The sequence below is a fragment of the Acidobacteriota bacterium genome, assembly GCA_029861955.1.
Lineage (GTDB): Bacteria > Acidobacteriota > Polarisedimenticolia > Polarisedimenticolales > Polarisedimenticolaceae > JAOTYK01.
The window spans coordinates 70,682-83,897 of sequence record JAOTYK010000010.1 but is presented as its reverse complement, the minus strand read 5'-3'; the positions used below and the strand labels follow the sequence as shown (position 1 = coordinate 83,897).

Here is a 13,216-nt window from a genome sequence, read left to right as displayed (position 1 = left end):
GGCGCGATCCTGACAGCAGATCCTGTTGTGCGCCGCTGGCCGGATGGTTCCGGCATATAGGTGTGTCACAGGGAACATAACACCCGTTTAGGGGATTTGCCACCGCGACGTCCGGATAGGGCGATTCCTGTATAGTTCGGCCATCACCCCTGGAGGACGCACGATGGACAACGAAGCGCCTGCCGAACAAGAGAAATGTGCCGAGTGCGGGACCTGGCTTTCGGAAGGACAGGACCGTCAGACGACCGAGGACGCCGTCTTCTGTCGCCCGTGCTTCGAGCGACTGACCCACGAGGTCGGTCAGGCCATTGAGGCCCAGGGCCAGGACATCAACTACCCGATGGCCTTTGTCGGGGGGCTGACCGGTGCGACGCTGGGTGCCGTCGTCTGGTGGGGATTCACCGTCATCACCAACATCGCGTTTGGCCTGGTGGCCGTCGTAATCGGCTTTGCTGTGGGTAAGGGCGTCGTGTTGCTCTCCGGCGGCAAACGTCATCGGAACCTTCAGATCATGTCGGTGGCGATTTCAATCCTCGGGTTCGCGTACGGGACTTATCTGGTGAATCGGTCGTTTATCACCGACGCGATGGCGGCGGACGGTCAAGAGGTACTCTTGCCACTCCTGCCCGGCGGGGATCTGCTCTTCAACGTGATCTCGATGGGGTTCCGACCGTTCGATCTGGTTTTCCTCGGGATCTGCGTCTATCAGGCCTGGAAGATGCCGGCGCCGGTTGAATTGGCTTGAGCAACGACATCTCAGCCGAGGAGCACGAGCGCAGGATTCGCAATCTGCAATCGGTGTTCCGTCATCACGCGACGCCCGTCGAGGAACGTCCGGCTCCCGTCGACAAGCCCCGAAAGCCCTCCGTGTGGAAGAAGCGGCTTGCGGCACTGGGACCGATCGGCGTGGTTCTCCTGTTCGTGCTCGGCAAGCTGAAGTTTCTGGTGCCCCTGCTGAAGTTCACGAAGTTCAGCACGTTGATCACGATGTTCGTTTCGGTCTGGGCTTACGCGTTGTTCTTCGGTTGGCCCTTCGCGGTGGGGTTCGTCCTGCTGATCTTCGTTCACGAGTTGGGTCACGGCCTGGTGATGCAGCAACAGGGGCTTCACGCGGGAGCACCGGTCTTTATCCCGTTCGTCGGTGCCGTGATCGCGATGCGGAGTCTGCCGAAGGATGCCTACGTCGAGGCGCTGGTCGGGATCGGGGGGCCCATCCTGGGGAGTGTCGGTGCGTTCGTCTGCCTCGTCGTGGGTTGGGTGACTCAGGAGCCGTTCTGGTACGCACTGGCCAACGTCGGCTTTCTGATCAACATGTTCAACATGATTCCGATCAGTCCTCTCGACGGTGGACGGATCGTCGGCGTGATCAGTCGATGGATCTGGCTGGTCGGCTACGCAATCGGGATCGCGTTTTTCCTGTTCACGTTCTCGCCGATCCTCGGACTGATTCTGTTCGTCGGCCTGTTCAGTCTCGGCAGCACGATTCGCGGACCGCGTGAGGATTACTTCAACGTCGAACCTGCGAAACGGTGGACCATCGGGGTAGCCTACTTCACGCTGCTGGGGTTGTTGGCTCTGGGCATGTGGGCGACCACCGATCCGCTCAAATCAATTGGCTGACCGTCGGCTCTTTCGCAAACAGCACTTCTTATACTTGACGCCGCTTCCGCAGGGGCAGGGTGAGTTGCGGCCGAACGTGGGACGTCCCCGTTTGATCTCGTTTCGCATCGCGGCGGCCCGCGTTCGTAGATCCTGTCGAAATACCTCCGCCAGCATCGCGTACAACTCGGGGTGCTTGCGCTCCATGATCCCCGGCCGCTCGAAGAAGTACTCGGTCGTGACGGCGAAGAACTCGGCCTCGTTGGTCAGGGCGTAGGAGTTGATGTCCGAGTCGCCCTCGCGAATCTCCAACATCTTCCGTCGCACCAGATCCACCCAGGGACCGATCGCCTGTTTATCGATTCCGGCCGGCAGGCCGTCGATGACGCCGTCCGACTTGTCCACGAGATGGGCGAACTCGTGAAGGCCGACATTTCGCTTGTCGCCCGCGTTGCGGAAGCCCTGGATCAGATCGGGTTTTGAGAGGATCATTGTCCGGTTGAGATAACCCGTGCCGACCATCCCCAGCGTCGTGCTGGCGCTACCGGGACCGAAATCGAAGTTTTCGTCGAAGCGACCGGGGTAGACCAGCACCTCGGAGATCTGATCCCACTCCCACTCCGGAAATCCGAAGATCGGGATGACCGCGCTGGCGGCAACCAACACCTCAGTCGTGGTGTCGATCTGGGTCTTGATGCCCGTGATCCGCGTCTCCCCGATGAACACCTGAAGGTCTCGACGAAAGCGCACCCGTTCGTCTTCATTGAGGATTCGGTAAAAGACGACTTCCTGCTGCAGGACCGCTTCCCACTCGGCGGGAAACGGCTGGGCCAGAATCGCCTTCCGTCGGCGAGACTTGCGGGTCGCCCAGACGACGATGATTGCGACGACAAATGCCGCTGCGACGCCGAGCCCTAACACGGGCCCATCAGTCGGGGCAGACAGGGGATCGCCCCGGCGGGGCGAGGGGCGCCGTCGGTCGGGTCCATCGCGGTCATCTGTGCCGCACGCCAGTCCAGTCCGATGTATTGCCCCCAGAACTCCGGCATCGCCAGGCCGCGATAGACGAAGCCGCCGATCTGCGATCCGAATGCGACGGTCGTGTGGTTATGGTCATACTCGGCCGTCGGCGCGGTGTACTGCGGGTCCGGTGTCGGGTCGACAGTCGCCGCACCGGTCAGCGAGTCCCAGAGGAAGCTGCCTTCCTTCGTGTCCCAACCGTAGTTGCGTCCCAACTGCAGACGATCGATCTGCTCGATGGTGAGGTCGCCGTTGACACCGGTGTAGAGGTCGCCGGTCAAACGGTCCGTCGTGATGCGCCACGGATTGCGAAGACCCCACGCGTAGATCTCGGGGGCGTTGCCACCTGCGCCGTCGGCGAAAGGGTTATCGGTCGGGATTCCGTAGGCCGCACCACCGGGTTGCTGGTCCACGTCGATGCGAAGGATGGCGCCGTAGGGGTTGGTCGTCTGCTGGGCCGTCGTGTTGTACTGCGTTGGCGTGCCGAGGCGCGTGTCGCCGCCATCTCCCGACGAGATGTAGAGGTAGCCATCGTGACCAAACGTCAGGTCGCCCAGATTATGAACCCGGTGCGGCTGATGGACTCGAAGGAGTTCACGCTTGCTGGAGAGATCGACGACGTTGGGATCCACCGAATCAACCCGATACTCGTAGATCACGTTGTCGAACGCCGAAGCGGCATCGTCCTGGGGAGAGTCGTAGTCCGGGCTCCCCGAGGTCGCCTCGCCTGTGATCGCGTACAGCAACCCGTTGTTGGCGTAGTCGGGGTGGAACGCGATCGAGGACATCGCTCGATCCGTCGGCGTGGCCGGGTCGTTGAGGAACGGCGTCGGCAGGACGCTGCCGCTCACCAGGATACGAACGACGCCGTCGGGTGAGACCAGGAAGAGTCGACCGCTGCCGTCGCCTGCGTTCGTGACATCGATCAGGACGTTGGGCGAGATCGTCGTGACCAGTTCCAGTCGCATCCCCACCGACCCCGCTGGGATGTCCGGAAGCAGATCGTTCCCCTGGCCGACGGCAAGAACCGATGACATCGATGCTGCGGCGCCGACGGCACAGAGGGCGATCAGCAGGATCCGGGCTCGATGCATGGAGGGTTCCCCGGGCTCAGTTGCCCGGCTCGACTCCGGGCAGTTCCTTCTCGTCGTAATAGTCCACCTTGTGCAGGGGCATGACCACGCTCGACAACACGTTGAGAAGGTGACCGCTGATTCGCTTGTAGTAGCGGGTTCCGAGGATCAGGGCGGTCGTCTGTCCGGAGGAGTGTCCGGCCTGCGCGATCCGACTGAGCATGCCGTCGGCCCGTTTGGCAACATCCTTGCCGTGCTGGATCAGCGTCATGGCCCGCTCACGATCCGAGCTGGCGAAGACCTCCGCCGTCGCCTTGAAGCTTGCCTCCACCTCGGTACGTGTCTCCTGGAGTTCGCTCAGGAGTCCGTTCTCCGGCATCTCACCACTGTAGACATCGGGGACTTCGGCCAGGTTCTTGGCGTAGTCGCCGAGTCGCTCGACATCCTTGACCTGGCTCATCAACAACAGGCAGTAGGGGAGATGCTGGGAGTTGCCCACTGAAAGGTGCGCCACGACTCGCTTACGGATATGACGCTCGAGCTTGTTGACGCGAATGTCCTGACGATAGATGGCGGTCCGCGCCTCGGGCGACGTCTCTTCTCTGAAGTAAATACGGCCGGCAGAGATGTTCATGTCGCAGGTGATCTGCAACATCTCGGCGAACTCGTCGCCCATCTTTGCCAGTGGGTTTCCGGGACGGAAGATACTCAGAAGTTCCTGGAGCATGATGCCTCCTCTACCGGAACAGGAACGCGAAGATCGCAGGTAAGATATAGAACAACATGATGACATAGAAGATCGGCCACTTTTTCGAGCGGACCGCGGATTCCGCCAGCATGGTCGAAAACCGGACCGGGATCGCGCGGATCCGTGGGAACGGTAGCACCAGGAACGTGCCCGACAGATTGAAGCCAAGATGGACCAACGCGATGATGATTCCGGCCTCGGCGTTCTCGCCCGAGACCGCCATCGATGCCAGGAGCGCGGTGACGGTCGTGCCGATGTTGGCACCCACGGTAATGGGAAACGCCTGACGAGCCGTGATCACGCCGGCACCGGCCAGCGGTACCAGCAGGGATGTGGTGATCGAGCTGGACTGAACCATGACCGTCACGATGATTCCGACGATCACGGACAGGACGATACTGCTCCCCAGAACGCGGTTCAGCGAGACCTCGACCCGGGTCTGCAGGACCGCACGCAGGGTTCTTACCAGCAGCCACAGCGACACGAAGATCAGCACCGCGCTGACGAGGATAATGATAATTCCCTGAATCTGCTCCGCATCCGAGAGTGCGGCGGCGCCATCCTTGATCGGTGCGACCAGCTTCTTCAGGAGGCTCTTCAGCGGACTCTCGTACTTGACGCCGCTGATATCCCCGAGAAGATCCGCAAGACCGGTCGCCGATCGGCGCAGGAATCCAGTCATGAGCTCCAGCGGCAACAGGGTGACCACGATCATGTAGTTGAAGAAGTCATGACAGGTCGCGACGGAGAATGCCCTGCGGAACTCCTCCGGACGCCCCATGTGGGCCATCGAGACGATCGTGTTGGTGACGGTCGTTCCGATGTTGGCACCCATGATCATCGGGACGGCGTTGGCGATGGGTAACGGGTTATCGGGTGCGGCCACGAGGCCGACGATCATCGCCGTGGTCACCGAGGAACTCTGGACGAGGGTCGTCGCGAGGATACCGACCATCAGGGCGATGAACGGATTGGACGTCGCCGCGAAGAACGAGTCGAGGACGTCGTGGCCCAGCATCTTGAAGCCGCCGCCGAGACACTTGACGCCGACCAGGAAGACCAGCAGTAGCCCCATGACCGTGACGACACGCGAGAGCGTCGCGAGCGGTGAACTCGACGCGGGCGCAGGTGGGTGGCTTGCGATCTTTGTCACGACGTCTCAGTTACCGATATCGCGTGCAGCCTAGCCTAAACAGCCATGCCGGGAAAGAGAAACTGTCGCCTGAAATGATCTTTTTTGGGGTTCCGTTGGGGCTACGGTCCGTAGGACCCGCGGAGGACGATAATCGCTCCGAAAAGAGCCGGTTCGAAGATGAACTCCCGGTTCCGCCGTGGCAGCAATCGACCCAAAACACTCAGCCATCGTTGCCAGCCCTCACGCATGGGTTTGGCGCCAAAGCGATGAAGCTCGTCCCGGATCTCCCGCCCGGGCCGCGGGCCATGAAGTAGCGTGCCCAGGACCAGGAACTGCAGGTTGGAGAGACGCGGAGCGGGGCTCATATCGAAACTCTCACCATAATGTAACGTACAATTAGGTCACTAGTCGTTACTCATGAGCGCGTACGCCAACCGGTTTGCTCCGGCAAGGAGGCCGTCATGCCCCGTGGTTTCAAGATTCCCGTGATCATCGTCAGTGTCCTTCTCGGGCTCTGGTTTCTGTTGGCGGGCGCGCAAAAATTCATGGCCCGTGCGGCCTTCGAGACGATGTTCAGCGATCTGGGGCTGCCGTTGGCGATGGTGCCGTTGATCGGCATTCTGGAGGTCATCGGCGCGATCCTCGTTTTCATTCCGCGGACGGCACTCTTCGGCGCAGGTCTGATCTTCGTCGTCATGTTGGGGGCCGTCGCGAGCCATCTGATCAGCGGTTCCGGGTCTCCCGTGCCTGCACTGATCGCGTTATTGATGGCGGGCTTTGTCGGAAGTCTGAGGTTTCGCGCGCTGCGATACAATTAGGCAACCGCCAAGAATGGGGTGCCGAGAGTGAGTGAGCGTTATCCAAGTGACGTGGCCTTCACGTCGACGGTCAAGTCGATCCAGGAGCGCAAGGGCTCACGACAGAGCTACGCGCGAATGGAAGAGAACGCCGGTTGGCAGACGACGATCACGCCGGATCTTGCGGAGTTCCTGGCAGTCCGGGATTCGATCTATCTGGCGACGGCCAACGCCGAGGGACAACCCTACATCCAGCATCGCGGTGGCAAGGTCGGGTTCGTCAAGGTCCTGGACGAGAAGACTCTGGGGCTGGCCGACTTCATCGGCAACCGTCAATACATAAGCCAGGGCAACCTGATCGAGAACCCGAAGGCCTGCATCTTTGCGATGGACTATCCCAATCGTCGTCGCATCAAGATCTGGGGTACGGCGCGGATCGTCGAGGGTGACGATCAGTTACTGGAACGGTTGACCGACCAGGACTACAAGGGCCGTCCCGAGCAGGCGATCTGCTTCGATATCGTCGCGTGGGACATCAACTGCCCGCAGCACATCACGCCCCGATTTACCGAGGCGGAAGTGACGGAGTTGGTTGCACCGCTTCACGCACGCATCGCGGAACTGGAGGCTCAACTCACTCGAATCAGAAACGATAGGACGTAAAGAACCAGAGTTTGTCGGCATCCGTCAGCGGGCTGGCGTTGTCGGCGCTGAACAGCGCGAACTTGACCGCAAACACCTGTCCCCACGACGACTTGTAGGAAACGACGCCGTCGATCTCGGATCCATGGTCGGGTCCCGCAGATTCCGCCGAGAAGTCATGGAAGATCAGCTTGGTCGTCAGCGCGTCAAGCGTATAGCCGACAGACAGGTAAAGGTCTTCCAGTCCGTTGCCGGGCGTTCCAAGAAACTTGTCGGCCCAGCCGTTGAACGCATGCAGGGTCGCAAGCGGCGTCGTGAAGGCACCATCGACCGCATTGCCCTCTAGAACCTCCTGGCCAATCGCGATCGACCAGTTTTCACGTTTGGCACCGATCATCAGGTGTCGATAACCGGCATCGACCGACGCGGGGTTATCGCCGGACTCCTGTTGCTGGGCTAGCTCGACGCGGAAGGGCAGCTTCCATTCTCCGGTCCTGATGGCCCCATCCCAGCTAGCCCCGAACGTCGAGGTCGACTGGCCGGCGCTTGCCATGTCGTCGAAGTCCACGTCAAACCAGTAGGGGGAGACCGTGCCCCAGTCGTCGGTGTCGATCTTCACCTGCAGGAGATGGCTTCCCATCCCGCGTCCGGCACCCGTGATCGCGTTGGCTCGATCGAGATAGACGTAGGTGAGGTCCGTCCGCGGTATCGAGGACTGATCGATCCGAACCCCGTCATAGGACTGGTGATTCATGCGCCAGCCGACAGGGCCGATGAATCGTTGGTTGCCGAGGCCGAACTCCTGACGGCCGACGGTCACGGTCGTATCATGCAAGCCGTGATAGGAGAGGCTGGCCTGCTGGACTTCCGTCACCTCCGGATCGACGATCTTCGGGCGGCCAACGACGCCGTTGCTCAGGCTGCCGGCGCCACCGTTGTCATGTTTCAACCGCGCACCCAGATCGGTGACATCCTCGAATTCGACCTTGACCGAGAACCAACGAAACTGACCGGAGTTGTAGCGGGCGGCGGTTCTCAGTTTCGATGCGAAAGCATCCATCGGCGCCGCGTCATCCGAGACGTCCTCGAGCCGCCAGGTCAGACCGATCGAGAACGATCCGTCCTTCAGGGCCTCCGCCAGATTCTTGTGGTTCTTCGTCTCGCTGTCCTCGGCGGCGACGGGTACCAGACAACAGAACATCAGCGTAATCAGAGCAGTTAGTTTGACGCACTTCATCGGACGGGCTCCTGAAAGGTCGAAAGGGTCTGTACTTCTACGTGACATTGAGGGAATCCGATGATCTATTGCTCTGTTATTGCTGTGCGCCCTCGGGCCACTGGACGAACTGGCCCGTCTGGAAGATCAGGTCCGCGTTGAAACTGACAGTCGCCCCGAGGGGTGCGCCGTCGTCGCGGATCCCATCCTTGCCGTAGGAGCGGATCTCGTAGCCGGTGGGATCCGACACGAACTCGATCGGGTGGGTCCAACCGTCGGTGTACGGTAGCGTCGGTTCCGGAATCTGACGTCGCAATTGCTCCAGGTCACGTGCGGTCGGGAATTGCTTGTGGTCGAGTGCGTACACATCGACGGCGTTGGCAATCGTCCGCATGTCGGCCAACGTTCGTTTCTGCTTGCCCCGATCGATCGCATTGAGCAGGTTCGGAATGGCGATTGCCGAGATGATCGAGCAGAAGAAGAACAGCACGATCGCGCCGCCACAGCCGATGAGAATCACCGGCCACTTCGACTTATTGGCGGGTCGGGTGACGTGACTACACTTGGGGCAGGGTCGTTCGTCGGTCTCGATCTGGGCGCTACAGTTGGAGCAGTACATCGTTAGTCTCCCCGAACTAGTGGGGAGAATAACATGTCGGGCTCTATGGCTCTATTCGGTGTCGATCAGCAGAATCCCGTCCCGAACGTCGTAGGTCATGCGACACGTGGGCAAAACCGCATCGAGGGCCTGTGGCAGGGTGAGGTCGCCGAAGGTCCCTCCCAGGATCGTCGTTTCCGACGCATCTGCAACGGCCTCGCTTGCAAACACCAGCTGCCATCCACGCTCGCGAGCGACCCACTCCAGGAACTTATGCGCGTTTTCACCGTCGAAGTCCGGCATGGGCGTGACATCGATCAGCCACGACCACGAACCTCCGTGGATCGAGAGTGGGGTCCACATCGCCGACCCATCTGCACCGATCAGCAGCTCGTCTCCGGCACTCACCTCGTGGGACTGCCCGTCGTGACGGACGACCACGCTGCCCTCGCGGAGGCGGACTCGCGTGGATTCATCGTCGAGTCGCACCTCATACTGGGTGCCCGTCTCGTGGATCGACCCTAGCGGCGTGCGGATCTCCAACTTGCTGCCCTCGTTGCTGTACGAACCCGAGTCCACGTAGAGCGCACCACGCTCCAACACGAGAGTGCGCTCGTCAAGAAGACGAACGGTCGAGGAATAATCGACGCGGACCGAGTGGCCGGAGGCGAACCGAAGTGCAAGGCGGCCGTTTTTTCCTGTCGACAACACCCCACCGGCCGCGAGCGCGGAGTTGGGTTCAGCCGACGTCGAACCAACTCGCTCCTCGACCCACGCGACGCGATCGTCGCCGGGCAGAGTCCCCGTGCCGAAGTCGACCAACCACACGGTTGCGATCACGGCGATCGATGCAGCCGTGGCCAGCATACCGACGGCGACGCGAAAACGACGCTGCTTGCGACGCCCAACCACGATGTCCCAGCGTTCACGGCCTGCGGCGCGCACGCGATCCGCTCGATCCTGTGGCACCGGCGGGCGCTTGCCTGCGACACGCAGCAGGGTGGCGACGTCGTCGCGTTCGGTTCGATGGTCTTGATGATCTTTCGTCATGACGACGACTCCAGTGGGCGCGACTGAGCGCCCCTCATGGTGGGAGACTGGGTAAGCGAGGCGAAACAATCGCGGAACGCCCCACGGGCGCGGGTCAACAATGACTCGGCCGCCTTCGGGCTCAGATCCAATCGGGCTGCAATCTCCTTGACCGGAAGGTCTTCCAGATACTTCCACTCGAGGATGTTGCCGTACTGGGGTGGCAGTTGATCGAGAGCCACCTGTACGAGCCGACCGATCTCTTCTCGGTTGGCTGCGGCCTCCGGCTGCTCCAGAAGACTCGCCGAACTCTCCAGGGCGGCGCGAATCTCCGGCGTCTCCTCGACAAGATTGAGGTGTTTCAGGTCTAGACGATTCCGACGCACGTAGGCCGATATTTCGTGACGACAGAACGTACACAGCCAGGTGAAGAGTGCCGCCTCGCCACGAAACGTCGCCAACTTCGTGATCGCCTTGCAGATGGTGGCCTGGGCCACCTCCTCCGCGGCGTCCTCGTTGTGGTCGAGCCGGGTCATCGCAAAGCGGTACAGAGCCGGGAAATAGTCGTCGAAGAACTGATCGAACGAGCCGTCCTTGCCCGCGAGCATTCGGCGTACAAGATGACGATCGTCACGACTCATTCGGACTCCCGTTGTCCGGCAGGGGGACTACGGCGGTTAGAGGGACTGAGCGGGCGAGATCCTTCGCAGTATCGAGACTAACGGGCCATCAGAATCGCCAGAGGACGCTGAAAGAGGCGGTCCGACCCAGCCAGAAATCGAACAATCGGTTAATTTCTGCCGTGCCGTCCGGATTCTCGACGATCAACAGTTCGTCGATGCAGCAGGCATTCTTGCGGTCCGCGAGATTGACGACCTCGAGCGTGAACCACAGACGACTGTCCCCGAGAGCGAACCCGCGACGGGCCTTGAGATCGTAGCGAACGTAGCGTGGAAAACGGTCGGAATTCCGTTCGCCCAGCTCGACTTCGAACGGATCCTCGCCGGGGTCACCCATCGTGGCCACAGCGGTCCCTGGTGTCGTCGGCCAGCCCGTGTGGGCCGACCCGACGAGCGAGAGCGACCAGCGGTCCGCGCGACGATAGCCGACCAGAAACTTGGCTGCATGTGGCTGATCCCAACTCCGCGGGATCCAGCGTCCACTTTCCCGGTCCTCGGCCTCCGAGTAGGCGTAACTGACCCACCAGTAGAAGGGTCGGGTCGTCTCGCCTCGCAGGAGTAGTTCGATGCCACGCAAGCGGGCGCGATCCGGTGAGATCTCGACGCGATCCTCGATGATCTCCGGGAAGAGTTCGATCGGCTCCAGGAGATTCTCGTACCGAGACCGAAGCCTCGTCAGCTTTCGAAAATAGCCATCGACGCGGAATCGAAGGCCCGCCGGCAGCGTGTGCTGGTAGGAGAGTTCGACCTGCTGTGCAATTTCCGCCGCCGAGAACTCCGTCTCGCCATCCGGGACCTGAAGTTCGTGAATACGCTGTGACTGATGGAAACGACCGGCGGCCAGGCGAAACTCCGATCGCCCGTTGGGTCGGTACACGGCGTTGACGCGTGGGCTGAACTGATTGTCCTGCGTGTAGTCCTGCCGATCCCAGCGAACACCGATTTCCGTGGTCAGCTTCTCGGTCGCTCTCATTCGATGGGCCAGATACGCGCTCATCGACAGGCCGTTCGGATCCAGCTCCGCAAAGGCCGACTCGGATGGATCTTCGACCACGTCACGACTGTAGCTGTAGTGCGCCGTGAGAGAGCGCACATCCAGGCCCATCTTCAGGCCGTGGGACGGGGAGACCTGCCAGACCGCATCGTTCTTGAAGCCCACGAAATCGACGGTCCTCTGATCGTCGACGTTGACCTCGCCATCCTCGGAACCGAGTCCGTCACGCTTCCGATCAATTCGGCCCAGAGAGAGAACACTCTCCGAACTCCAGTCCTCGGACCAGGCGCTGCGGAGACGAACCCAGCTGTACGTATTGCGAGTGAGTGCGTCGACCTGTTCGTTGACGTCTTCGCCCGTCTCAAGAAACTTAAGCCGATCGTAGGAACCCAGAAAATGCGCCGACAGGCGGTGTTTCTTGCGAAGCGAGAACGCCACCTTCGCGTAGAGGTCGCTGAAACGCGGGTCCAGATTCTCGCCGCCACCCAGCTCCGTGGTGTCCGCGACCGCCTCCGGGTACCAGGTGCGCGCCGAGATGAGCCACGATCCCTTGCCGCCGTTTATCGGCGATTGGTACGAGATTCGACTGTTGAGGGTTCCGAGCTCGACGTCTCCACGAAACTCGCCATGGGATGCCGAGGTGGAGATGTCTACGAAGCCGCCGTGACGATCGCCGAGATCCGCAGTGTAGCCGCCACCCAGAAAATCGATGCGCTCGACGACGTTGCTGTCGATCAGGCTGAACGGACTCTGAAAGTCTCGAAGGTGGAACGGGTCGTAGAGTTCGAGGCCGTCGAGAACGAGCGAGGTGTCGCGCGCAAGGCTTCCGCGAACGTTGAATGAGGCGGAGCTATTGGCCGCGGTGACGCCGGGGAGTAACTCGATGACCCGTGTCGGGTCGCCGCCAAGCGTCGGCGCCAACACCACCTCATCGTCCGAAATTGTTCGATTCGCGGAGAGTTCCTCACTGACGACCGTGTGACGACTAGGAGTCACCACCACCTCGGTAAGAAACGCAGACCGGGACGACATCCGAATCGCGACGGCGATCTCCTTGCCGGTCTTGATTCGTACCTGACGAAGAGTCGACGTGGTGTAGCCTTCGGCCTCGACGACGACGTCATATCGTCCTGCCTCGATACCCAGGATCGTGAACGACCCGTCATCGGCGGATAGGACCCGGATCTGGGATGTCGGCAGGATAATCTGCGCTTCGGCGATCGGTTTGTCGTCGATGCGAGAGTGGATTCGACCGCTCAGCGTGCCGGTGTTCTGGGTTGCAGCGACGATCAGTAACCCCCCGTTGGGGCCCTCGCGCACCGCCAGTCCCAGAGACGTCAACATCTGCCGCAACGCCTCTTGCGGATCGTCCGTGTCGGGCTCGGTGGTCACTAACAGACTCGTGTCGACGACCGCAGAGCTGTAGAGCAATGTCCAGCCGTTCGACTGGAATTCCTGCAGGACATCCACGAGACGTCTACCGAAGTAGCGGTGGTCTCCCTCGGACGTCGCCGCCAGGGTCATGCAGCCAACAAGACACCAGCCGACGAGCATTAGACTCCGCAGAGTCGGCGATTTGGGTCGGTTCATCTTCCCTCTATGCTGACGGGATCTCTCGTCCCAATCAAGGATCCTTGAGGTGAGACGCGGGTACAACAGGAAATCCTTCGCAATGAGGAGGATTC

At 61.1% G+C, this 13,216-nt stretch carries 14 protein-coding genes; 4 read left to right on the top strand and 10 right to left on the bottom strand.

Annotated features, from left to right (window positions below):
* Positions 1–163: 163 nt before the first annotated feature.
* The gene (locus OES25_06725) at positions 164–745 is read left to right on the top strand and encodes a hypothetical protein (GenBank protein ID MDH3627337.1); all 582 of its coding nucleotides are present in this window, start codon (positions 164–166) and stop codon (positions 743–745) included.
* The gene (locus tag OES25_06720; protein ID MDH3627336.1) at positions 742–1,620 is read left to right on the top strand and encodes a site-2 protease family protein; all 879 of its coding nucleotides are present in this window, start codon (positions 742–744) and stop codon (positions 1,618–1,620) included. Before OES25_06725 ends, OES25_06720 begins: the two co-directional genes overlap by 4 nt.
* Here the strand turns inward: OES25_06720 and OES25_06715 are convergent.
* From OES25_06715 to OES25_06695, 5 genes are all read right to left on the bottom strand, one after another.
* Positions 1,609–2,520, bottom strand: coding sequence for a zinc-dependent peptidase (locus OES25_06715; protein ID MDH3627335.1), 912 nt, complete (start codon positions 2,518–2,520; stop codon positions 1,609–1,611). The two genes, OES25_06720 and OES25_06715, sit on opposite strands and share 12 nt — an antisense overlap.
* Positions 2,514–3,713, bottom strand: coding sequence for a PQQ-dependent sugar dehydrogenase (locus OES25_06710; GenBank protein ID MDH3627334.1), 1,200 nt, complete (start codon positions 3,711–3,713; stop codon positions 2,514–2,516). The genes OES25_06715 and OES25_06710 overlap by 7 nt, the downstream gene beginning before the upstream one ends.
* Before the next feature lie 16 nt (positions 3,714–3,729).
* Positions 3,730–4,419: a hypothetical protein gene (locus OES25_06705; GenBank protein MDH3627333.1), complete on the bottom strand. Its 690-nt coding sequence runs from the start codon at positions 4,417–4,419 to the stop codon at positions 3,730–3,732.
* A 10-nt stretch (positions 4,420–4,429) separates the two neighbouring features.
* A complete protein-coding gene (locus OES25_06700) occupies positions 4,430–5,593 on the bottom strand; it encodes a Na/Pi symporter (protein ID MDH3627332.1) in 1,164 nt (387 codons plus the stop codon).
* A 101-nt stretch (positions 5,594–5,694) separates the two neighbouring features.
* Positions 5,695–5,940 (bottom strand): hypothetical protein, encoded by a 246-nt coding sequence (locus OES25_06695; protein MDH3627331.1) that lies wholly within the window; start codon positions 5,938–5,940, stop codon positions 5,695–5,697.
* Positions 5,941–6,036: 96 nt separating this feature from the next.
* Between OES25_06695 and OES25_06690 the strand changes: the two genes are divergently transcribed.
* Entirely contained in the window at positions 6,037–6,393 is a 357-nt protein-coding gene (locus tag OES25_06690; GenBank protein MDH3627330.1) for a DoxX family protein, read from the top strand.
* A gap of 27 nt (positions 6,394–6,420) precedes the next feature.
* Positions 6,421–7,035, top strand: a complete 615-nt coding sequence (locus OES25_06685) for a pyridoxamine 5'-phosphate oxidase family protein (protein ID MDH3627329.1) — start codon at positions 6,421–6,423, stop codon at positions 7,033–7,035.
* Here the strand turns inward: OES25_06685 and OES25_06680 are convergent.
* The 5 genes from OES25_06680 to OES25_06660 all read right to left on the bottom strand — a co-directional run bounded on the left by OES25_06680 (position 7,016) and on the right by OES25_06660 (position 13,121).
* A complete protein-coding gene (locus OES25_06680; GenBank protein ID MDH3627328.1) occupies positions 7,016–8,251 on the bottom strand; it encodes an alginate export family protein in 1,236 nt (411 codons plus the stop codon). The two genes, OES25_06685 and OES25_06680, sit on opposite strands and share 20 nt — an antisense overlap.
* 76 nt (positions 8,252–8,327) lie before the next feature.
* Positions 8,328–8,849 (bottom strand): type II secretion system protein GspG, encoded by a 522-nt coding sequence (locus OES25_06675; GenBank protein MDH3627327.1) that lies wholly within the window; start codon positions 8,847–8,849, stop codon positions 8,328–8,330.
* A 51-nt stretch (positions 8,850–8,900) separates the two neighbouring features.
* On the bottom strand, positions 8,901–9,878 hold the full coding sequence (locus OES25_06670; protein MDH3627326.1) for a FecR family protein: 978 nt from the start codon (positions 9,876–9,878) through the stop codon (positions 8,901–8,903).
* Complete coding sequence (locus tag OES25_06665) at positions 9,875–10,498, bottom strand: sigma-70 family RNA polymerase sigma factor (GenBank protein ID MDH3627325.1); 624 nt, start codon at positions 10,496–10,498, stop codon at positions 9,875–9,877. The genes OES25_06670 and OES25_06665 overlap by 4 nt, the downstream gene beginning before the upstream one ends.
* Positions 10,499–10,586: 88 nt before the next feature.
* Positions 10,587–13,121, bottom strand: a complete 2,535-nt coding sequence (locus tag OES25_06660; GenBank protein ID MDH3627324.1) for a TonB-dependent receptor — start codon at positions 13,119–13,121, stop codon at positions 10,587–10,589.
* Positions 13,122–13,216 lie beyond the last annotated feature (95 nt).